At 69.2% G+C, this 18,430-nt stretch carries 22 protein-coding genes; 9 read left to right on the top strand and 13 right to left on the bottom strand.

Annotated features, from left to right (window positions below; genetic code table 11):
• Nucleotides 1-20: 20 nt before the first annotated feature.
• Both ACOFKW_RS08940 and glf read left to right on the top strand, forming a co-directional pair.
• The gene (locus tag ACOFKW_RS08940) at nt 21-1,214 is read left to right on the top strand and encodes a glycosyltransferase (protein WP_419813803.1); all 1,194 of its coding nucleotides are present in this window, start codon (nt 21-23) and stop codon (nt 1,212-1,214) included.
• Complete coding sequence (glf, locus tag ACOFKW_RS08935; RefSeq protein WP_419813802.1) at nt 1,207-2,352, top strand: UDP-galactopyranose mutase; 1,146 nt, start codon at nt 1,207-1,209, stop codon at nt 2,350-2,352. Before ACOFKW_RS08940 ends, glf begins: the two co-directional genes overlap by 8 nt.
• 169 nt (nt 2,353-2,521) lie before the next feature.
• On the opposite strand, the gene ACOFKW_RS08930 is transcribed toward glf, so the two are convergent.
• From ACOFKW_RS08930 to ACOFKW_RS08870, 13 genes are all read right to left on the bottom strand, one after another.
• Nucleotides 2,522-3,418, bottom strand: a complete 897-nt coding sequence (locus ACOFKW_RS08930) for a flagellar motor protein MotB (RefSeq protein WP_419813801.1) — start codon at nt 3,416-3,418, stop codon at nt 2,522-2,524.
• A gap of 37 nt (nt 3,419-3,455) precedes the next feature.
• The gene (motA, locus tag ACOFKW_RS08925; RefSeq protein WP_419813800.1) at nt 3,456-4,319 is read right to left on the bottom strand and encodes a flagellar motor stator protein MotA; all 864 of its coding nucleotides are present in this window, start codon (nt 4,317-4,319) and stop codon (nt 3,456-3,458) included.
• 80 nt (nt 4,320-4,399) lie between these two features.
• Complete coding sequence (locus ACOFKW_RS08920) at nt 4,400-5,311, bottom strand: hypothetical protein (RefSeq protein ID WP_419813799.1); 912 nt, start codon at nt 5,309-5,311, stop codon at nt 4,400-4,402.
• Nucleotides 5,312-5,315: 4 nt separating this feature from the next.
• Nucleotides 5,316-7,151, bottom strand: a complete 1,836-nt coding sequence (locus ACOFKW_RS08915; RefSeq protein WP_419813798.1) for a flagellar hook-associated protein FlgK — start codon at nt 7,149-7,151, stop codon at nt 5,316-5,318.
• Nucleotides 7,148-7,390 carry a rod-binding protein gene (locus ACOFKW_RS08910; RefSeq protein ID WP_419813797.1) on the bottom strand — a complete coding sequence of 81 codons (243 nt, stop codon included), beginning with the start codon at nt 7,388-7,390 and terminating at the stop codon, nt 7,148-7,150. Before ACOFKW_RS08910 ends, ACOFKW_RS08915 begins: the two co-directional genes overlap by 4 nt.
• Entirely contained in the window at nt 7,387-8,472 is a 1,086-nt protein-coding gene (locus tag ACOFKW_RS08905) for a flagellar basal body P-ring protein FlgI (RefSeq protein ID WP_419813796.1), read from the bottom strand. The genes ACOFKW_RS08910 and ACOFKW_RS08905 overlap by 4 nt, the downstream gene beginning before the upstream one ends.
• Entirely contained in the window at nt 8,469-9,119 is a 651-nt protein-coding gene (locus tag ACOFKW_RS08900) for a flagellar basal body L-ring protein FlgH (RefSeq protein ID WP_419813795.1), read from the bottom strand. Before ACOFKW_RS08900 ends, ACOFKW_RS08905 begins: the two co-directional genes overlap by 4 nt.
• Nucleotides 9,112-9,897: a flagellar basal-body rod protein FlgG gene (gene flgG, locus ACOFKW_RS08895; RefSeq protein ID WP_419813794.1), complete on the bottom strand. Its 786-nt coding sequence runs from the start codon at nt 9,895-9,897 to the stop codon at nt 9,112-9,114. The genes ACOFKW_RS08900 and flgG overlap by 8 nt, the downstream gene beginning before the upstream one ends.
• Before the next feature lie 11 nt (nt 9,898-9,908).
• On the bottom strand, nt 9,909-10,610 hold the full coding sequence (locus ACOFKW_RS08890; protein ID WP_419813793.1) for a flagellar basal body rod protein FlgF: 702 nt from the start codon (nt 10,608-10,610) through the stop codon (nt 9,909-9,911).
• A gap of 43 nt (nt 10,611-10,653) precedes the next feature.
• The gene (locus tag ACOFKW_RS08885; protein WP_419813792.1) at nt 10,654-11,949 is read right to left on the bottom strand and encodes a flagellar hook protein FlgE; all 1,296 of its coding nucleotides are present in this window, start codon (nt 11,947-11,949) and stop codon (nt 10,654-10,656) included.
• A gap of 3 nt (nt 11,950-11,952) precedes the next feature.
• Nucleotides 11,953-12,222 (bottom strand): flagellar hook assembly protein FlgD, encoded by a 270-nt coding sequence (locus ACOFKW_RS08880; protein ID WP_419813791.1) that lies wholly within the window; start codon nt 12,220-12,222, stop codon nt 11,953-11,955.
• Complete coding sequence (gene flgC / locus ACOFKW_RS08875; RefSeq protein ID WP_419813790.1) at nt 12,219-12,617, bottom strand: flagellar basal body rod protein FlgC; 399 nt, start codon at nt 12,615-12,617, stop codon at nt 12,219-12,221. Before flgC ends, ACOFKW_RS08880 begins: the two co-directional genes overlap by 4 nt.
• Nucleotides 12,617-12,943 (bottom strand): flagellar basal body rod protein FlgB, encoded by a 327-nt coding sequence (locus ACOFKW_RS08870; protein WP_419813789.1) that lies wholly within the window; start codon nt 12,941-12,943, stop codon nt 12,617-12,619. The genes flgC and ACOFKW_RS08870 overlap by 1 nt, the downstream gene beginning before the upstream one ends.
• Nucleotides 12,944-13,133: 190 nt before the next feature.
• Between ACOFKW_RS08870 and ACOFKW_RS08865 the strand changes: the two genes are divergently transcribed.
• The 7 genes from ACOFKW_RS08865 (at nt 13,134) to pheT (ending at nt 18,407) form a co-directional block, all read left to right on the top strand.
• Nucleotides 13,134-13,529: a flagella basal body P-ring formation protein FlgA gene (locus ACOFKW_RS08865; protein ID WP_419813788.1), complete on the top strand. Its 396-nt coding sequence runs from the start codon at nt 13,134-13,136 to the stop codon at nt 13,527-13,529.
• Between the two features lie 33 nt (nt 13,530-13,562).
• On the top strand, nt 13,563-13,856 hold the full coding sequence (gene flgM / locus ACOFKW_RS08860) for a flagellar biosynthesis anti-sigma factor FlgM (protein WP_419813787.1): 294 nt from the start codon (nt 13,563-13,565) through the stop codon (nt 13,854-13,856).
• A 4-nt stretch (nt 13,857-13,860) separates the two neighbouring features.
• A complete protein-coding gene (locus tag ACOFKW_RS08855; protein ID WP_419813786.1) occupies nt 13,861-14,151 on the top strand; it encodes a hypothetical protein in 291 nt (96 codons plus the stop codon).
• Nucleotides 14,152-14,230: 79 nt separating this feature from the next.
• Complete coding sequence (gene rpmI, locus ACOFKW_RS08850; RefSeq protein ID WP_419813785.1) at nt 14,231-14,434, top strand: 50S ribosomal protein L35; 204 nt, start codon at nt 14,231-14,233, stop codon at nt 14,432-14,434.
• A gap of 11 nt (nt 14,435-14,445) precedes the next feature.
• Complete coding sequence (gene rplT, locus ACOFKW_RS08845; protein ID WP_419813784.1) at nt 14,446-14,850, top strand: 50S ribosomal protein L20; 405 nt, start codon at nt 14,446-14,448, stop codon at nt 14,848-14,850.
• 81 nt (nt 14,851-14,931) lie between these two features.
• Nucleotides 14,932-16,005, top strand: coding sequence for a phenylalanine--tRNA ligase subunit alpha (gene pheS, locus ACOFKW_RS08840; RefSeq protein WP_419813783.1), 1,074 nt, complete (start codon nt 14,932-14,934; stop codon nt 16,003-16,005).
• Nucleotides 16,002-18,407: a phenylalanine--tRNA ligase subunit beta gene (gene pheT / locus ACOFKW_RS08835; protein ID WP_419813782.1), complete on the top strand. Its 2,406-nt coding sequence runs from the start codon at nt 16,002-16,004 to the stop codon at nt 18,405-18,407. Before pheS ends, pheT begins: the two co-directional genes overlap by 4 nt.
• The last annotated feature ends 23 nt before the right edge of the window (nt 18,408-18,430 follow it).

Here is an 18,430-nt window from a genome sequence, read left to right as displayed (position 1 = left end):
CACTCTAACCGGGAGTTCCGATGACGGAATGCGCCGCGCCTGCGGTACTGAGCCCGACGCTGGCCACCAAGTCAGCGAAACCGACGCTCATCGTGCTTTCGCACCTCCGTTGGGACTTCGTGACGCAGCGCCCGCAGCATCTGCTGACCCGGGCAGCCACCGACTTCGATGTAATCTTCGTCGAAGAGCCGATCTGGGTCGATGGTGGCGAACCCCGCGTCGAAACCGGCGAGCGCCCCGGTAATGTCAGTGTCGTCCAGCCGATCGTGCCGCACGGCACGCCCGAGGCGACCGTCGTCGACCACCAGCGCAATATCCTCGACGGCCTTGTCGCCGACGCCGCAGGTGCACCGCTGGTACTGTGGTTCTACACCCCGATGGCGCTGGCGTTCAGCCGCCACGTTCCCGCCGACCTGATCGTCTTCGACAAGATGGACGAACTGTCGGCTTTCCAGAATGCCCCGCCGCTGCTGCTGGCGCTGGAGCAGGAATTGCTCGACCTGGCCGACGTGGTGTTCACCGGCGGCGCCTCGATGCACGAGGCTGCGGCACACCGCCACGCCAACATCCACTGCTTCCCATCGAGCATCGACACCGCGCATTTCGCCAAGGCCCGCGCCGGACTGCCGGACCCGGCGGACCAGGGCGCCGTCGCCCATCCGCGCCTCGGTTTCTTCGGCGTCATCGACGAGCGTTTCGACATCGAGCTGCTTGGCCAGGTCGCCGCCCAGCGCCCCGACTGGCAGTTCGTCATGATCGGCCCGGTGGTCAAGATCGACCCGGCCACCCTGCCCCAGGCCGCCAATATCCACTGGCTCGGCGGCAAGGGATATGCCGATTTGCCGGCGTATCTGGCGAACTGGGACATCGGTTGGATGCCCTTCGCGATCAACGAGGCGACGCGCTACATTTCGCCGACCAAGACGCCTGAATTCCTCGCCGCCGGCCTGCCGGTCGTGTCGACCGCGATCCGCGATGTCATCCGCCCCTACGGCGAAGCCGGCCTCGTCGAGATCGCAACCACCGCGGACGAGACCGTCGCCGCCGTCGAGACCCTGCTGAGCCGTCCCCGCACGGAGTGGCTGGCCAAGGTCGATGCGCAGCTGGCGCAGGGTTCATGGGACCGCACCTGGGCGGCGATGCACGCCCGGATGAACGAAATTCTGGACGCCGAACCTTCGGCGACCCTGATCATGGAGAGCGAAAATGTTTGACTGGGTGATCGTCGGCGCAGGCTTTGCCGGTGCCACCCTTGCCGAACGCATCGCGACCCAGCGCGACGAGAAGGTGCTGGTCATCGACCGTCGGCCGCATATCGGCGGCAATGCCTATGACCGCTACAACGACGACGGCCTGCTGATCCACCAGTACGGCCCGCACATCTTCCACACCAATTCGCAGATGATCTTCGACCATCTGTCGCAGTTCACCGAGTGGCGGAAGTACGAGCACAAGGTTCGCGGCATCGTCGACGGCATGGAAGTACCGATCCCGATCAACCTCGACACCATCAACAAGCTCTACAACCTGAACCTGACCAGCGAGGAATTGCCCGCCTGGTTCGCCGCGCGCGCCGAGCACCCCGCCGAGATCAAGACGTCCGAGGATGTCGTCGTCTCCGTCGTCGGTCGCGAGCTGTATGAGAAGTTCTTCCAGGGCTATACCCGCAAGCAGTGGGCGATGGACCCGAGCGAGCTCGACAAGTCGGTGACGGCGCGCGTCCCGACCCGGACCAACCGCGACGACCGCTATTTCACCGACGAATTCCAGTACATGCCCAAGAACGGCTACACGCGCATGTTCGAGAAGATGCTCGATCACCCCAACATCAAGGTGATGACGCAGACCGACTATGCCGACATCCGCAACGAGGTGACGTTCAAGCGGCTGATCTGGACCGGGCCGGTCGACGAGTATTTCAACTTCCGCCACGGCAAGCTGCCGTACCGCAGCCTGAAGTTCCGTCACGAGACGGTCGACCAAGAGCAGGTGCTGCCGGTCGGCACGGTCAACTATCCGCAGACCGAGGCATTCACCCGCGTCAGCGAATACAAGCACATGACCGGACAGGTGCACCCGAAGACAGCGCTGACCTGGGAATATCCCAGCGCCGAGGGCGATCCCTATTACCCGATCCCGCGTCCGGAGAATGCCGCGCTGTACAAGAAGTACGAGCGGCTCGCGATGGCGACGCCCAACGTCTGGTTCGTCGGGCGGTTGGCGACGTATCGCTACTACAACATGGACCAGGTCACCGGCCAGGCGCTCGCCACCTTCCGCCGCATCCAGGAGGCGCTGCCGATCGAGAGCAACGTCATCGAACTGACCCCGCGGATCGTCGCCGCGGAATAGTCCGCCCTAACTTCCCCCTCCCCCCACGGTGAGCGGTTGCGAACCGAGAGTGGGGAGGGTCGGGGTGGGGGCGCCCTTCGGCGTCCCTCTTCCTGACCTCGAGAACCCCCACCCCGGCCCTCCCCACTCTACGCTTCGCGTGGGGGGAGGGAGCAGTGGAGCAGATGGCTCACGCGGCCGGCATCTCCGCCGCCCTGTACAGCAATGTCACGCTGATCCGGCGATTTCGCGGGTCCATCCGGTCCTTCGGATTGAACGGGTCGGTGTCCGCGACGCCCTCGATCCGCCGGAACCGGCTTGCATCGACCCCGGCACGCGTCAGTGAGCGCCGGGTCGCATCGGCGCGGATCGTCGACAGCATCCAGTTGTTCGAATCGCCCTTGCTATACGCCACCGCATCGGTGTGGCCGCGCACGGTCAGCGCATTCGGCGTGTCCCGCAGCGCGCGTGCCACGGCATGCACCAGCGCCTCCGCCTCGGTCGTGAACACGCACGTTCCCGAGGCGAACATCGAGAAATCGGCACGTTCGACGATGTCGATCCGCAGGCCGTCGCGGGTCCGGACGAAACGGATCTGCCCCTTCAGCCCCTTGAGCGTCGGGTCGCCGGCCAGCCGCGCATTGGCGACCCGCTCGACCTTGTTGAAGCGTTCCTCGTCGGCCTTGCGGGCGTTGCCCGGTGCCGTCGCCTTGTCCTGCGAGGTCACCGCGGCATCGAGCGGGCCGCCACCGCCGCCGCCGCTGGTCGGTGTCGGGCGCTTGCCGCGCGTCGCCGCGTTGGGCGCCGCGCCGGGCTCGGTTTCCAGGCTGCGGCCACCCATGACGCCGTTCGACCCGCCCGAGTTCTTCATCTGGATGACGGTCGGCGTGAAATAGTCGGCGATACCCTTGCGCTGGTCCTCGTTGGTCGCGCCGATGATCCACAGCAGCAGGAAGAACGCCATCATCGCCGTGACGAAGTCGGCATAGGCGATTTTCCAGGCGCCGCCGTGATGGGCGGCGTGCTTGTCCTTCTTCCACCGGATGACGACTTCGGGCTCGAAGTTGGCGGGGGGTTCGTACCTCACCGGAGGTCACCGGGAGGGAGGGCGTTGCCGACCATCCTCACTTGCCCCGCATCCCGTCGAACACCTCGGAGAAGCTCGGCTGGTTCGCCGGCGAGATCGCCGTGCGCGCCGCCTCGATCACCATCGGCTGCGGCTGGCCCTTCAGGCTGGCGACGATGACCCGGCGCAGCACCTGGTAGATCTCGCTGTCGGCATCGAGCACCGACTTCAGCCGCGCCGCGCACGGCCCGACGATGCCATAGCTCAGCAGCACGCCGAGGAACGTCCCGACCAGCGCCGAGCCGATCATGCCACCCAGTATCGTTGGCGGCTTGTCGATGCTGCCCATCGTCTTGACCACGCCGAGCACCGCCGCGACGATGCCCAGTGCCGGCAGCGCGTCGGACAGCGTCACCAGCCGCTCGACCGGTTGATAGGCGGCGCTGTGATGCGTCTCGATCGCGGTGTCGATGACCTCCTCGACGGCATTGGCGCTGACGCCGCCGGTCGAGACGACGAGCAGGCGCAGGCTGTCGGTCAGCAGGTGGAGGAACACCGGGTCGCGCAGGAACTGCGGGTATTCTGCAAAGATCGCACTGGATTTCGGGTCCTCGATATGGGGCTCCAGCGCCACCGCGCCGTCGAGCTTGAGCAGCTTCATCAGCCGCGTCGTCAGGTAGATCGCGGCGCTATAGTCGGCGCGCTTGTAGCGCGGGCCCCGGACGATCGCCGCAAAGCCGCCGCCGATCGCCTTGATTCCCTTGATGTCGGTGGAAATCAGCGTCGCCCCGGCGGCAGCACCACCGATGATCAGCATCTCGTGCGGGAGAGCCTCGATCACCACCATGATGTTGCCGCCGGTCAACGCAAAGCCACCGAACACCATGACGATCAGCACAACCAGACCGATCACCGAGACCATGCGCCCTCCGCAACGCCACCCGGCCTGTTTGCCTCGTCGTCAGCAGGGATTACGGCGCGGGGTGGCGGGGGTTTAGCCGGCTAGAGCCGGTCCCACAGACTCAGCGAGTTGACCTTGACGAAGCTCGCCTGCGTCGCCTGCAGCACGACCATCAGGCGCTGGACGCGCGAGATCGCCGAGGGCAGGTCGAGCCCGGCGACGCGCGCCACGTCCTTCTCCAGCGCCAGCCAGTCGTCCTTGAGCTGGACGCTCTCGGCGTCGAGCCGGACCTGGCGCGTGCCGACGACGGCGCGGGCATCGGCGACGCGGCCGACCGCCGCCTCCAGTCCGGTCAGGCTCAGCGCGAGCGCCCCGGCGCGGGTCGCATCGGGGGCGGCCAGCGCCGTGCCGAGGTCGTCGAGCAGCGCGAACGCATCGGCATCGGGGCCGGTGAACGCCGACGGACCGTCGAACCCGGCGACCACCGTGCTGCCACCGACGGCCAGCACCGCCGCGCCGCCGACGCCGGCCCATGCGACCTTGCCGGGTCCGCTCGCGGTCGGGGCGCTTCGGACGAAAGCATCGCCCTGCCCCAGCGCGCCGCCGAACAGCGGGACGCCGCCGGCATCGCGACGGTTGGCGAGGGCGAGCAACTGCTCACCGAGTTGCACGGTCTCGCGGCCCAGCGTCGCGCGGTCGGCGGCGTTGATCGTCGAGTTGGCGGCGGTCAGCCCGATCTCACGCGCCCGCTGCAGGATCTCCGCAATGCTGCCCAGCGCGATGTCGGTGCTGCCGAGCCGCGACGACGCCCCGTCGAGCGCCAGGCCGAGGGCGCGGCCGCTGTCCTGCGCCCGCCGCAGCCGCAGCGCGATGCTGTTGCCGACCGGATCGTCGGACGGCGCGTCGATCCGGCTGCCGGTGGAGATCTGGCCCTGCAGCGTGTCGATCTGCTGCTGCAGCCCCGCCATCCGCTCGACCTGCGCCTCGTGCCCGGCGCGCGTGTTCACCTGCACCGCATCACCGGACCACCGCCAGCAGCGCGTCGAACAGGTCGCGGGCCGTGGCAATGACCTGCGCATTGGCCTTGTACGCCGCCTGCAGCCGCGTCAGCTCCGCCGCCTCGCGGTCGAGGTCGACGCCGCTGATCGCATCGCTCGCCTTGGCCGCATCGTCGTACACCGCCCGCGCCGCCTTGGTCAGCCGCACCGTCTCCGACACCTGCCCGGCGATACCGGCAACGCTGGCGTCGAGCCCGTCCTCGACCCCCGCTCCCGCCCGCGTCGCCAGCACGCCGTTGAGATTGCCGTTGTCGCCGCTGCCCGGCCCGGCCCTGACGACCCTGAAACTGTCCCCCGCGACCGCCGAGCCGCTGAACTGGAACGCGAACCCCGGACCGGTCGGGATCACCAGGCTCGTCGCCGGGTCGACGACCTCGACATGGCTGGCATCGACGAAGCGGAACACATACGCCGGCAGCGCGGGCAGCCCCACGGTCGGATCGCTGCCCGGCACCAGCTTCGCGGTCCCTGCATTCCCCGGTGCCGCGTTCACCAGCCAGCGCGCCGACACCGCCAGCTCCTGCGGCATCATCGGCCTGAGGCTCAACCCCGCCGCGCCGCCGGTGGTCGCCAACACGAACGCATCGCCGTCCCGCGCCCCCGGCGACGGCGTCACCGTCACCCCGTCAAGCACCAGTGCGCCTGCCCCGCTCACCGCCCCCGAGCCGTCGGCACGCGCCAGCACCCACAGCCCGGCATCCCGCCGCAGCATATAGCCTGCCGGGTCGAGCGGCGCCCCGTCCGCGATCACCGCCTCGATCGTCGCCACCCCGGCGTTCGCCGCACCCGGCGTGATCGCCAGGGTCTGCGTCGCGAACAGCGCCTTGCCGTCCGTCCCCATCGCATCCACCCCCAGCTCGTGCGCCGCGTTGACCGCAGTCGCAAAGCGCGTCGCCAGCCCGTCGATCCCCGCCGCCGCAGTCCCGACCTGCCGCGCCGCCTCGATCAGCCCGGCAAGGCTGCCGCTGGCCGGCAGTCGCACCGCCCGCGCCTCGTGCGTCGGGTCGAGCACCAGTTCCGCGCCGTTCGCACCGTCCCGCACGCCGACGCGGGTGGCCTGGTCGCGGGTCACCAGCACGGCGGCGTTCGGCCCGTTGCCCAGCCGCACGGTGACCGTCCCGCCGACGCCCTCGGTGACGCCGATCTGCAGGAAGCCGCCCAACTGGCCGAGCAGCCGGTCGCGCTCGTCAAGCAGCGCGTTCGAGGCCTCGCCCCCCGCCTGCGTCCGGGTCAGCTGGGTGTTGACCTGCGCCAGCGCCGCGGTCAGCCCATTGACCTCGGTCGTCGCCGCCGTCGTGGCATGAGCCAGATCGTCGCCCAGCTCCGCCAGGTCGGCAGCCGAAGCCCGGAACCCGGCAGCGACCTGATCGGCGCGATCGAGAAAGATCGTCCGCGCCGCCACGGAAGTCGGCGCCGCTGCAAGCTGTTGCGCCCCATCGTAAAACCCGCCGAGCCGCGCGTTCAGATCGGCGCTGCCCCCGGCGATCACCGATTGCAGACGGGTCAGCCAGTCGCTCCGCGTCGCCAGCCGCGCCAGGTCGCTTCCGGCATTGCGCGCCGCCTTGGCCTTCAGCGCATCATAGGCCCGCAGCGTCGCCTGGGCGTCGACGCCACTGCCGTTGCCGATGTCGCGGGTCAGCGGGTTGCCCGCCCCGGCGCGCGGGCTCGCCTTGAGCGCCACGGTGCGCCGCGCATAGCCGACCGTATCGGCATTCGCGACATTGTCCGCGACCACCCCGAGCGCCGCCCGATAGGCGTTGACCCCCGACGCGCCGATGCCGAGCAGGTCGCTCACTTGCGCACCGCCAGCAGCCTGGCGACACCGAGTGGCGATTGCGCGGCGATGCTGGCGGCGAGCTGCTGGTCCTGCATATCGCGAAAGCCGGTGTCCTTGCCCGCCAGCGGATCGTCGGCGAGCCCGGCGGCATGGGCGGAGCGCAGCATCTGGGCGATGAACAGCGCCTCGAATTCGCGCGCCACCTTCGCCGCAGCCGGCGGCACCACGACCGGGGCGCGGGCGACCGGCGCGATCATATCACCACCAGTTCGGCGCGCAGCGCGCCCGCCGCCTTCAGCGCCTCGAGGATCGCGACCAGGTCGCCCGGCGCCGCGCCCAAAGCGTTCACGGCGCGCACGATATCGGCCAGCGCCACCCCCGGCGCGAACAGCGCCATGCGGGCCGGTGTCTCGCTGGCGTCGACGCTGCTGCGCGGGATCACCACCGTCCGGCCGCCCGACAGAGCGCCCGGCTGACTCGCGGTCAGCGCCTCGGTGACCCTGACGGTCAGATTGCCGTGGGCGATGGCGGCGGGCAGGACGCGGACGTTCGAACCGATGATGATCGTCCCGGTCCGCGCGTTGATGACGATCCGCGCCGGCGGCGCATCGACGCTGACCTCCAGCCGCTCGATCTGGCTGGCCAGCGCGATGCGCGCCGAAGGATCGGCCGGCGCCGCAATGCGCACGGTGACGGCATCGAGTGCGGTCGCACGCCCCGGCCCGAGCTTGACGCCGATCGCCGCGGCAACCGACAGCGCCGTGGTGAAATCGGCCTCGTTGAGGTCGAGCTGCATCGCCTCGGCAGTACCGAACGGGTTCGCCACCTGACGCTCGACGCTCGCACCGTCGGGGACGCGCCCGGAGGACGGCGTGTTGACCACCAGCTTCGACCCGTCGCGCCCCTCGGCCCCGAAGCCGCCGACCACGAGGTTGCCCTGCGCCAGCGCATAGACTTCGCCATCCGCGGCGAGCAGCGGCGACATCAGCAGCGTGCCGCCCCGCAGCGACTTCGCCTTGCCCAGCGCCGAGACGGTGACGTCCAGCCGCTGGCCGGGCTTCGCGAACGCCGGAAGCTCGGCGGTGACGATGACCGCAGCGGCGTTCTTCAGGCCGGGCGCGACGCCGGGCGGCAACGTCACCCCCAGGCGCGCGGCGGCGCTCTTCATGCTCTGGACGGTATATTCGAGATTGTCGTCGCCGGTGCCCGACAGGCCGACGACGATGCCATAGCCGGTCAGGCTGTTGGCGCGAACGCCGCTGAAATGCGCGATGTCCTTGATGCGGTCCGCCGATGCCGGAGCGGCGGCCGCGAGCAGCAGCAGCGCGATCCATCTCATAGCGGCGCGACCTTGGCGAAGAAGCGCGCCAGCCAGCCTTCGCGGCTCTGGTCGGCGATCTGGCCGCTGCCCGAGTAGCGGATGCGGGCGTCGGCCACGCGGGTCGACAGCACGCTGTTGTCGGTCGAGATGTCCTCGGGCCGAACCAGCCCGGTCAACTGGATCTGCTCCTCGCCGCGGTTGAGGGTCAGGCGTTTCTCGCCGCCGACCAGCAGGATGCCGTTGCTGAGGCGCTGGCGGACGGTGACGGTGATCTCCCCCGACAGCAGGTTGTCCTGCGCCGCCGTGCCGGAGCCCTTGAAGCTCTGCGCCGTACCACCGCTGAGCAGGCCCTTGGGAACATAGGAGAATGGCGGCACCGACGGCAGTGTCAGGCTGGTCGAGCCGTCGCGCTTGCTGTCCGCCGTCGCGGATTTACGCGCCTGGGTCCGCTCGACCAGCCGGATGGTGAGCAGGTCGCCGACCCGCCCGGCGCGGTTGTCGCTGGCCAGCGCGGCATAGCGGGCCGGATCATAGAGGCTGCCGGTCGCCATCACCGGCCGGGGCAGCGGGGCGTAGGTCGGCTCGACCGGCGGAGTGCTGGCGAACGGCGTCAGCGCACAGCCGCCGGCCAGCGCTGCCAGCCCGAGGACCCAGGGCCTAAACATTCTGGTTGACGTATTTCGCCATCTCGTCGGCGGCGTTGATGACCTTGGCGTTGACCTCATAGGCGCGCTGCGTCTCGATCATGTCGACGAGTTCCTGCACCGTGCTGACGTTCGAGGCTTCGAGCGCCCCCTGGCGGATAACGCCTGCTCCGTCCGCCCCGCCGGCGCCGAGCTGCACCGCGCCGCTGGCCGCGCTTTCACCATAAAGGTTCTCGCCGAGTGGTTGCAGCCCGGCCGGGTTGAGGAAGCGCGCGACCTGGACCTGGCCGAGCTGGGCGGGCTCGGTCTGGCCCGGCAGGCTGGCCGAGACGGTGCCGTCGGGGGCGATCGTCACCGCCGACGCGCCTTCCGGCAGGGTGAGTTCGGGCGTCAGCCGATAGCCGGTGCCGGTGACCAGTCGCCCGGTCGAATCGGGCTTGAAAGCGCCGTCGCGTGTATAGGCGAGCGTGCCGTCGGGCCGTGCCACCTGGAAGAAGCCCGCGCCCTCGACGGCGAGGTCGAGGGCGTTGTCGGTCTGGGTCAGCGCGCCCTGGATGTGGATGCGCTCGCTACCCGCGACGCGAACGCCGGTGCCGGTGCCGAGACCCGCGGCATATTGCGAGTCACCCCCGGCCGGTGCGCCGGCGGGGCGGGTCACCTGGTACATGAGTGTCTCGAAACTGGCACGATCGCGTTTGAAGCCGGTGGTGTTGACGTTCGCCAGATTGTTGGAAATCACCTTCATGCGGCTGTCGAGCGCGTCGAGGCCGCTCCGTGCGATCTGCAGGGCCGAGGTCATGCCGAAACTCCCTAATTGTCGAGGCGCATCAGGCGTGCGCCGCTCTCGTCGATCTCGCGGGTCATGCGCAGCAGCTTGGCGCTGGTCTCGAAAGCGCGCGATTGTTCGAGCAGCTCGACGAGACTGCCGGCAGTGTCGACATTGCTGCCCTCCAGCAAGCCGCTGCGCACCCGGATCGCTGGATCTGCGTCGTGCTGCGCTCCGCCGAACAGGCCGTCGCCACGCTTGGCGAGATCACCGCTGACCAGCTTCAGGCGCCCGGCGACGAGCCCGCCGACGCTGACGCTGCCGTCGGCCGCGAACACCGGTTCGGCACCCGATGGCAGGGTGATCGGGCCATTGGCACCGAGCAGCGGATGGCCGTCGCCGGTTTCCAGCACACCGGCCGCGGTGACCTGGAAATCGCCGCGGCGAGAATAGGCCTCGCCGCCGTCGGCCGCCTGCACCGCGAACCAGCCGGGTCCGTCGATCGCCACGTCGAGGCCGCGGGCCGTGACCGCCAGCGTGCCGGGATCCAGCACTGCGGTGTCGACCACATCATCGGCCTGGGCGCGGGTGTCGTCGCCGCCGCCGTCGAGCCAGCGCGCCGCGACCGACGACAGTTCGCGTCGGAACCCCGGCGTCCCGGCGTTGGCGAGATTGTTCGCGGTCACCGCCTGCGCGGCGGACTGCGCCCGCATCGCGGTCAACGCGGTGTAGATCAGCCGGTCCATCAGGCCGGCCGCGGGTCACGCGCGAAAAGGCGAACGCGGTCCATCAGTTACGGATGTTGATGATCGTCGACATCAGCGTCGACGAGGTCTCGATCGCCTTGGCGTTCGCCTGGAAATTGCGCTGCGCCGAGATCAGCCCGACGAGTTCCTCGGTAAGGTCGACGTTCGAGCGTTCGAGGCTGCCCGACATGATGCCGCCGAGGCCGTTCTTGCCCGCCTCGCCGGTGATCGGTGGCCCGGCGAGCGGCGCGGTGACGTAATTGGCGTTGCCGATCTGCTTCAGGCCCTCGGGATTGGCGAAATACGCCAGCGCGACCTTGCCGAGGACGTGGACCTCGCCGTTGCTGAAGCTGACCTGCAAGGTGCCGGATTCATTGATCGAGACGCTTTCGAGCTGGCCGGTGGCGAAGCCGTCCTGGGTCATCGTCAGGACGTTGAAGGCGCCCGACTGCTGCGTCGTCGCGGTGCCGTGGTCGATGGCGATCGCCACCGGGTCGCCGCCGGTGGTCGGGGTGAAGGCGTCGAAAGCCACTGCGGCGGCGGGCGCGGTCATCACGCCGGCGCTGTCGAAGTCCATCGGCAGGCCGGCGACACCGGCCCGGGTCAGTTCGGTGTCGCCGACGAAGACGTGTGCGGTCCAGTGATGTACCGGATCGGCAACCGTCGGCGCCGCAGTCTTGGTGTAGTAGATCGTCGCCGCCATCGGGTTGCCGAGCGAATCATAGACGGTCTTCGACGTCGAATAGTTGAAGGTCGCGCCGTTGGTGTGATCGAAGACATAAGGGTTCGCAGCGGTATAGATCGCCTTGGCCGGGATCACCGCAGCATCGGACGGCAGGTTGGCGGCGACCTTGATCAGGCTGGTGGCCTGGGGCAAGCCGCTGGTCAGCGGCAGCTTGGCATCGATGGTCGAACCGAGCTGGTTCGACAGGATCGCGCCGTCGGTGGTCGTCGGAAACAGTTGCAGGCGCCGCCCGCCGGTGTCGACGACGAAGCGGTCGGGCGTCATGCCGAAGGCGCCGTTGCGGGTGAAGGCGACCTGGGTGCCGTTGCTGCCACCCTTCACCGCGAAGAAGCCCTGCCCGCTGATCGCCATGTGCAGGGCATTGTCGCTGGTCTCGATCGCACCCTGGCCGAACTGCTGGGTCACCGACAGCACCGCGGTGCCGCTGCCGATCACCCGCGCCGGGTTCTGCAGCGGCGAGCTGGCGATGATGTCGCCGAACGCGACGCGCGACTTCTTGAAGCCGTTCGTGCCGGTGTTGGCGATGTTGTTGGCCAGCGTCGCCAGCTCGGTCTGGGCGCCGTTGAGGCCGGTGAGCGAGGTGAAGAACGACATGGCTCAGTCCTTTGCCGACAGGGTTGCGGCGATCAGCGTGTCGAGCTTGGCGGCGATGGCATCGAGGCTGGTGTTGCCGGCGGTCTGCGCCGTCAGCTGCGAGAATTGCGCCATCTGGCCGATCATCTCGTTGTTCTCGACCGGCTTGGTCGGGTCCTGGTTCTTGAGCTGCGCCGCCATCAGCGCGAGGAAGTCGCTCTGGCCGAGGACGGTTTTGTGGACCGGCCCGGCGGGCGGCGCTTGCGTGTAGTTGCCCGAGATCGCGTCGGTCATTTGCCCATCCGTAAAGTGTCGAGCATCAGGGCTTTCGCGGTGGCCATGACCTCGACGTTGTTGGCGTATTGGCGCGCGGTCTCGGTCATCTCGACAAGCTCCTGGTTGGTGTCGACGGCGGCGACCCAGACGTCGCCATTGGCGTCCGCCAGCGGGTGCGTCGGCTGGTGGCGGCGTTCCGGCGCGCGGGTGTCGGCGGCGATGCGCTCGACATCGACGGTCGCCAGGCCGCGGTCGTAATGGCTGGCGAACACCGGCTTGAGCGGGCGATAGGCGGTCGCCTCCGACCCGGCGATGCTGCCGGCGTTGGCGAGGTTAGAGGCGGTAGTGTTGAGCCGCACCAGCTGCGCCGACATGGCGCGCGCGGCGATGTCGAAGACCGACAGCGGCACCATCACTCGCCGCCCTTCAGCGCGGCCATGATCGTGCCGACGCGTCCGTTGAGGAAGGCGAGCGTCGTCCGGTACTGGACCGCGTTTTCGGCGAACTGCGCCTGCTCGGTGGCGAGTTCGACCGTGTTGCCGTCGAGGGAGGACTGGACGGGCACTCTATAGCGCGTCGCGTCGCCGATGCCGTCGAGGGCCTTGCGGAAGTCGAGATCGCGCGCCTTGAAGCCGGGGGTGGCGGCGTTGGCGATGTTCGACGCGAGCAACGCCAGCCGCTGGCTGCGCAGTTCGAGCGCTTGGCCGTGGATGCCGAACAGGGGATCGGTGACGTTCATGGGGAGGGCTGTGCAAGCGCCGTGCCAAGGGGCCGTTACAGTGTGGAGCGAGGCCGCGGTGGCGCCTCTGCGGCAAGATCGTGCCGGTCGGGCGGCAAGCGGTGGCCGCGGGGGCATGGCCGCCGGGCGGGGGCGCTGCTGGCTGGCCTTGGCGCGCTCCTTGCATCGCGGGGCGCACAGGAGAACCGCCATGCTCAGCCTTGCCGCCGCGATCGCCGCTTTCACCGGGAGCCCCGTCGCACTCGACACGCATCTGTCACCGCCGCCGTGCAGCGCTGCGCCGGCCATCGCATGGTCGGGGCGGTCGGCGGTCAGCGTCGCCTGCGCGGCGCCGAACTGGCGGCTGTTGGTGCCGGTGGTCGCGCCCCCTAGCCAGCCGCTGATTCGGCGGGGCGACATCGTCTCGGTGGCTGCGGGTGGACCGGGGTTCCGGGTAGCGGTCGATGCGGTGGCCGAATCGGACGCGGCAGCGGGCGCGCGGGTCAGGCTGCGCAACCGGGTGACGGGGGAGCGGATCGTCGCTGCGGTGTCCGACACCGGGGAGATCATGCTGCCGGGATTTAACTCCGGCGACGGCGGCCGTTAACCGCAGGCAGGCCTTGGCCAGGGAGATGACGCGATGACGGTGATCGGCAACGGACTGGGCGGTATCGGCGCGACGCTGCCCGTGGATGCGGCGGCGGTGAAGGCGCGGCAGGCGGCGGTGTCTGCGGCACCGACGCGAGCCTCGGAGCCGCTCAACCTGTCGGGGACGGCGGTCGCGGCGCGGGCGCTGGCGCAGTCGCCGCCAGTCGACGCGGGCAAGGTCGCGGCGCTGCGGACGGCGATCGCCTCGGGCAGCTATGCTATCGATCCGGGCAAGATCGCCGAGAAGATGGTGGCGCTCGACCTGCCGGCCCCGCGCGGCGACTGACGCGGTGCCGCCGTTCGAGGTGCTGCTGGCGGCGATGCGCGACGAGCTCGATGCGCTCGACAGCGACGACGCGGTGCGAATCGAGGCGGCGACTGCGCTGAAACTGGCGGCGCTGGGCACGACGGTGGCCCCGACTCCCGACGAGCTCCATGCGGCGCAGGCGCTGAACGCGCTCGCGTCTGCCCGAACCTCGACCCTGATTGCCGGTGTAACGAGGCGGTTGGCGGCGCTAGCGACGGCGGCGGGGCGCCCGGCTGCACTGACCTATGGACGGAACGGTCGAACCTCTTTATAGGCGCCGGTTCGCGATCAGGAATTGCCCGGCTGTATGGGCTGCCGTGGCTATTCGACTCGCGTCTCAAAAGGAGACCAAAATGCCCAAGCTCAAGACCAAGAGCGGTGTGAAGAAGCGCTTCAAGATCACCGCCAATGGTAAGATCAAGCATGGTGTCGCCGGCAAGCGCCACCGCCTGATCCACCACACTGCCAAGTACATCCGCCAGAACCGCGGTACCAGTGTCCTGTCCGTCGCCGATACGCGCACAGTCAAGCTCTGGGCGCCGTACGGTCTGGGTTGAGGAGGTAGCATATGGCACGCGTCAAACGCGGGACTACGTCCCACGCCCGTCACAAGCGGGTTCTCGAGCAGGCGAAGGGCTATTACGGCCGTCGCAAGAACACCATTCGCGTTGCACGTCAGGCGGTCGAAAAGGCCGGCCAGTACGCGTACCGCGACCGCAAGGTAAACAAGCGCAACTTCCGCGCTTTGTGGATCCAGCGCATCAACGCCGCGGTGCGTGAAGTCGGCCTGACCTACGGCCGGTTCATGCACGGCATGAAGCTTGCTGGCATCGAACTCGACCGGAAAGTGATGGCGGACCTCGCCATGAACGAACCGGCCGCTTTCCGTGCCGTCATCGCGCAGGTCCAGGCCGTGCTCGATGTCCAGGCGCCGGTCCAGACCGGTCCTGTCGCGGGCGTCGTAACCGCTTAAGGCCTCGGCCTTAGACACGATTAAGGGCGCGGACCTGCTTGCCGGCAGTTCCGCGCCCTTTTCGTTTGTGAGTTGGAGCACATGACCGAGACGTTGCAAGCCGAGCTGCTGACCGCCATCGACGCCGCCGGGACTCCCGAGGCGCTGGAGGCGGTGCGCGTCGCCGCGCTCGGCAAGTCGGGCAGCGTGTCCGCGCTGATGAAGACGCTGGGCGGCATGGCGCCGGAGCAGCGGCTGGTCGACGGCCCGCGCCTGACCGCCTTGCGCGAGACGGTGACCGGGGCGATCGCGGCCAAGAAGTCAGCCCTTGAGGCGGCAGCGCTCGAAGCCAAGCTGGCTAGCGACCGCATCGACCTGACCCTCCCCGCAGCGACCGCGCCACAGGGCGGCATCCACCCGATCAGCCAGGTCATGGACGAGCTCGCGGAGATCTTCGCCGACCTGGGTTTCGCCGTCGCGACCGGTCCCGAGATCGAGGACGACTGGCACAATTTCACCGCGCTCAACATCCCCGAGAGCCATCCGGCGCGGGCGATGCACGACACCTTCTACTTCCCGATGGGGCCCGACGACATCAAGCGGATGCTGCTGCGCACCCACACCTCGCCGGTGCAGATCCGCACGATGCTGAGCCAGCAGCCGCCGATCCGCATCATTGCGCCGGGCCGCACCTATCGCTCCGACAGCGACGCGACCCACACGCCGATGTTCCACCAGGTCGAGGGGCTGGTGATCGACCGCGGCATCCACATGGGCCATCTCAAATGGACGCTGGAGACCTTCGTCAAGGCGTTCTTCGAGGTCGACGACGTCACGCTGCGGATGCGCCCGAGCTACTTCCCGTTCACCGAACCCTCGGCGGAGGTCGACGTCGGCTGCTCCTGGGCCGGCGGTACGCTGAGCATCGGCGGCAGCGAATCCTGGCTCGAAATCCTCGGCTCCGGCATGGTCCATCCCAAGGTCATCGAGGCGTGCGGCCTCGATCCCGAGGAGTGGCAGGGCTTCGCTTTCGGCTGCGGCATCGACCGGCTGGCGATGCTAAAATACGGCATGACCGACCTGCGCAGCTTCTTCGACGCCGATTTGCGCTGGCTCAAGCATTACAGCTTCCGCCCGCTCGACGTGCCCACCCTCAGCGGCGGAGTCGGGGCATGAAGTTCACCCTGTCCTGGCTCAAGGACCACCTCGACACGACCGCGACGCTCGACGAGATCGTCGCGGCGCTGACCGAGTGCGGGCTGGAGGTCGACGGCGTCACCGATCCGGCCGCCGCGCTTGCACCGTTCACCATCGCCGAAGTGCTGACCGCCGCGCCGCATCCGCAGGCCGACAAGCTGCAGGTGTTGACGGTGAATACCGGAACCGGCGCGCCGATGCAGGTCGTTTGCGGCGCTCCGAACGCGCGCGCCGGGATGAAGGGCGTCTTCGGCGGCCCGGGCACTTACGTCCCGGGCTCCGGCATGACGCTGAAGGTCGCCAGCATCCGCGGCGTCGAGTCGAACGGCATGATGTGCTCGATGCGCGAGCTGGAATTGTCCGACGAGCATGACGGCATCATCGAGCTGCCCGCCGATGCGCCGGTCGGCACCGCATACGCCGCCTATGCCGATCTCGGCGACCCGGTCCTCGACGTGTCGATCACGCCGAACCGCCAGGATTGCATGGGCGTGCAAGGCATCGCGCGCGACCTTGCCGCCGCCGGGATCGGCACGCTCAAGACGCCGCTGGTCGAGATGGTGCCGGGCAAGTTCGCCTCCCCCATCGAACTCCGCACCGACGATGTCGAAGGCTGCCCGGCGTTCCTGGGTCGCGTCGTGCGCGGCGTCGCCAACGGTCCGTCGCCGGAATGGCTGCAGCGCCGCCTGCGAGCCATCGGGCAGAAGCCGATCTCGGCGCTGGTCGACATCACCAATTATATCACCTTCGACCGCGGTCGCCCGCTGCACGTCTATGACCTTGCCAAGCTCGACGGTGCGCTGGTCGCCCGGCGCGCCCGGGCCGGTGAAACCGTCGAGGCGCTCAACGGCAAGACCTACACGCTCGACGACAGTATGACCGTCATCGCCGACGCCGCGCACGTCCACGACATCGGCGGCATCATGGGCGGCATGTTGTCGGGCGTCGGCGCGACGACCACCGATATCGTGATCGAATGCGCATATTTCGCGCCCGAGCGGATCGGCGCGACCGGCCGCAAGCTCGGCATCTTCAGCGACGCGCGCGCCCGCTTCGAGCGTGGTGTCGACCCCGGCTTCGTCGTCGCCGGCCTCGAATTGGCGACCAGCATGGTCCTCGACCTGTGCGGCGGCGAAGCCTCGACCGTGGTCGTCGCCGGGCACGTCCCCAACCCCGAGAAGATCGTCGCCTATCGCCCGGCGCGCACCCTGGCGCTGGCCGGGGTCAGCGTCGACGCCGAGACGCAGGCCGCAATCCTCGCCCGCCTCGGCTTTCGCGTCGAACTCGGCGAGACGTGGCAGGTCCATGTCCCGTCATGGCGTCGCGATGTCGGCAGCGGGTCCGCGGCAAGCAACACCTGGGATGGCGAGGCGGATATCGTCGAGGAAGTCGTCCGCATCCACGGCTTCGCGCACATCCCCTCCACCCCCCTGCCCCGCGCCGAGGGCGTCGCCCGCCCGACCGCGACCCCGGCGCAGTTGCTGGAGCGCCGTGTCCGCCGCGCCATCGCCGCGCGCGGGCTGTACGAGGCGGTGACCTGGAGCTTCGTCTCGCCGGAGCAGGCCGCCCCATTCGGCGGCGGCGCCTGGACACTGGAGAACCCGATCTCGACCGATCTCGCGACGATGCGCCCGTCGCTGCTGCCGGGGCTGCTCGCCGCGACCCGCCGCAATCTCGACCGCGGCCAGCCCGGCGTGCGGCTGTTCGAACTCGGCCAGCGCTATCTGAGCGATGCCGAGCACTCGACCGCCGCGCTCGTCCTTGCCGGCGAAGCGCAGCCGCGCAGCTGGCAGTCGGGCGCCGCGACCGGCTACGACGCCTTCGCCGCCAAGGCCGAGGCGCTCGCCGCGCTGTCCGCCGCCGGTGTTCCGGTCGAGCGGCTGCAGGTGCTGCCGCCCGCCGACGACTGGTATCATCCCGGCCGTTCGGGGCGCCTCGGCCTCGGCCCCAAGACCATCCTCGCAGCATTCGGCGAGCTGCACCCGACCGTGGCGACGCAGTTCGACCTCAAGGGGCGGATCGCGGTCGCGGAAATCTTCCTCGACGCCATTCCCGTGCCGCGGACGGTCAAGCGCAGCCGCCCGGTGTTCGCGCCGCCGGCATTGCAGGCGCTGACCCGCGACTTCGCTTTCCTGGTCCCCGCCGACCAGCCGGCCGAGACGCTGCTGCGCGCCGTGCGCGGCGCCGACAAGCTGCTGGTCACCGACGTGCGGCTGTTCGACCGCTTCGCCGGAGCCGGATTGCCTGAGGGCCTGATCAGCCTGGCGCTGACCGTCACCATCCAGCCGGTCGAGCGTTCGCTGACCGACGCCGAGATCGAGGCACTGGCCGGCAGGATCGTCGCTGCCGCCGCCAAGGCCGCGGCGACGCTGCGCAGCTAGTCCGTTCCGGCAACGATTGTTGC

The organism is Glacieibacterium sp., assembly GCF_965200405.1.
Lineage (GTDB): Bacteria > Pseudomonadota > Alphaproteobacteria > Sphingomonadales > Sphingomonadaceae > Glacieibacterium.
The sequence above is the reverse complement of the archived record's forward strand: the minus strand, read 5'-3'. Positions and strand labels throughout refer to the sequence as shown.

What these genes read in the sequence shown, in the direction of transcription:
- ACOFKW_RS08940 (WP_419813803.1), top strand. Translation starts at nt 21, where the DNA reads ATGACGGAATGCGCCGCGCCTGCGGTACTGAGCCCGACGCTGGCCACC.
- glf (WP_419813802.1), top strand. Translation starts at nt 1,207, where the DNA reads ATGTTTGACTGGGTGATCGTCGGCGCAGGCTTTGCCGGTGCCACCCTT.
- motA (WP_419813800.1), bottom strand. Translation starts at nt 4,319, where the DNA reads ATGGTCTCGGTGATCGGTCTGGTTGTGCTGATCGTCATGGTGTTCGGT.
- ACOFKW_RS08910 (WP_419813797.1), bottom strand. Translation starts at nt 7,390, where the DNA reads ATGATCGCGCCGGTCGCCCGCGCCCCGGTCGTGGTGCCGCCGGCTGCG.
- ACOFKW_RS08905 (WP_419813796.1), bottom strand. Translation starts at nt 8,472, where the DNA reads ATGAGATGGATCGCGCTGCTGCTGCTCGCGGCCGCCGCTCCGGCATCG.
- ACOFKW_RS08900 (WP_419813795.1), bottom strand. Translation starts at nt 9,119, where the DNA reads ATGTTTAGGCCCTGGGTCCTCGGGCTGGCAGCGCTGGCCGGCGGCTGT.
- flgG (WP_419813794.1), bottom strand. Translation starts at nt 9,897, where the DNA reads ATGACCTCGGCCCTGCAGATCGCACGGAGCGGCCTCGACGCGCTCGAC.
- ACOFKW_RS08890 (WP_419813793.1), bottom strand. Translation starts at nt 10,610, where the DNA reads ATGGACCGGCTGATCTACACCGCGTTGACCGCGATGCGGGCGCAGTCC.
- ACOFKW_RS08885 (WP_419813792.1), bottom strand. Translation starts at nt 11,949, where the DNA reads ATGTCGTTCTTCACCTCGCTCACCGGCCTCAACGGCGCCCAGACCGAG.
- ACOFKW_RS08880 (WP_419813791.1), bottom strand. Translation starts at nt 12,222, where the DNA reads ATGACCGACGCGATCTCGGGCAACTACACGCAAGCGCCGCCCGCCGGG.
- flgC (WP_419813790.1), bottom strand. Translation starts at nt 12,617, where the DNA reads ATGGTGCCGCTGTCGGTCTTCGACATCGCCGCGCGCGCCATGTCGGCG.
- ACOFKW_RS08870 (WP_419813789.1), bottom strand. Translation starts at nt 12,943, where the DNA reads ATGAACGTCACCGATCCCCTGTTCGGCATCCACGGCCAAGCGCTCGAA.
- ACOFKW_RS08865 (WP_419813788.1), top strand. Translation starts at nt 13,134, where the DNA reads ATGCTCAGCCTTGCCGCCGCGATCGCCGCTTTCACCGGGAGCCCCGTC.
- flgM (WP_419813787.1), top strand. Translation starts at nt 13,563, where the DNA reads ATGACGGTGATCGGCAACGGACTGGGCGGTATCGGCGCGACGCTGCCC.
- rpmI (WP_419813785.1), top strand. Translation starts at nt 14,231, where the DNA reads ATGCCCAAGCTCAAGACCAAGAGCGGTGTGAAGAAGCGCTTCAAGATC.
- rplT (WP_419813784.1), top strand. Translation starts at nt 14,446, where the DNA reads ATGGCACGCGTCAAACGCGGGACTACGTCCCACGCCCGTCACAAGCGG.
- pheS (WP_419813783.1), top strand. Translation starts at nt 14,932, where the DNA reads ATGACCGAGACGTTGCAAGCCGAGCTGCTGACCGCCATCGACGCCGCC.
- pheT (WP_419813782.1), top strand. Translation starts at nt 16,002, where the DNA reads ATGAAGTTCACCCTGTCCTGGCTCAAGGACCACCTCGACACGACCGCG.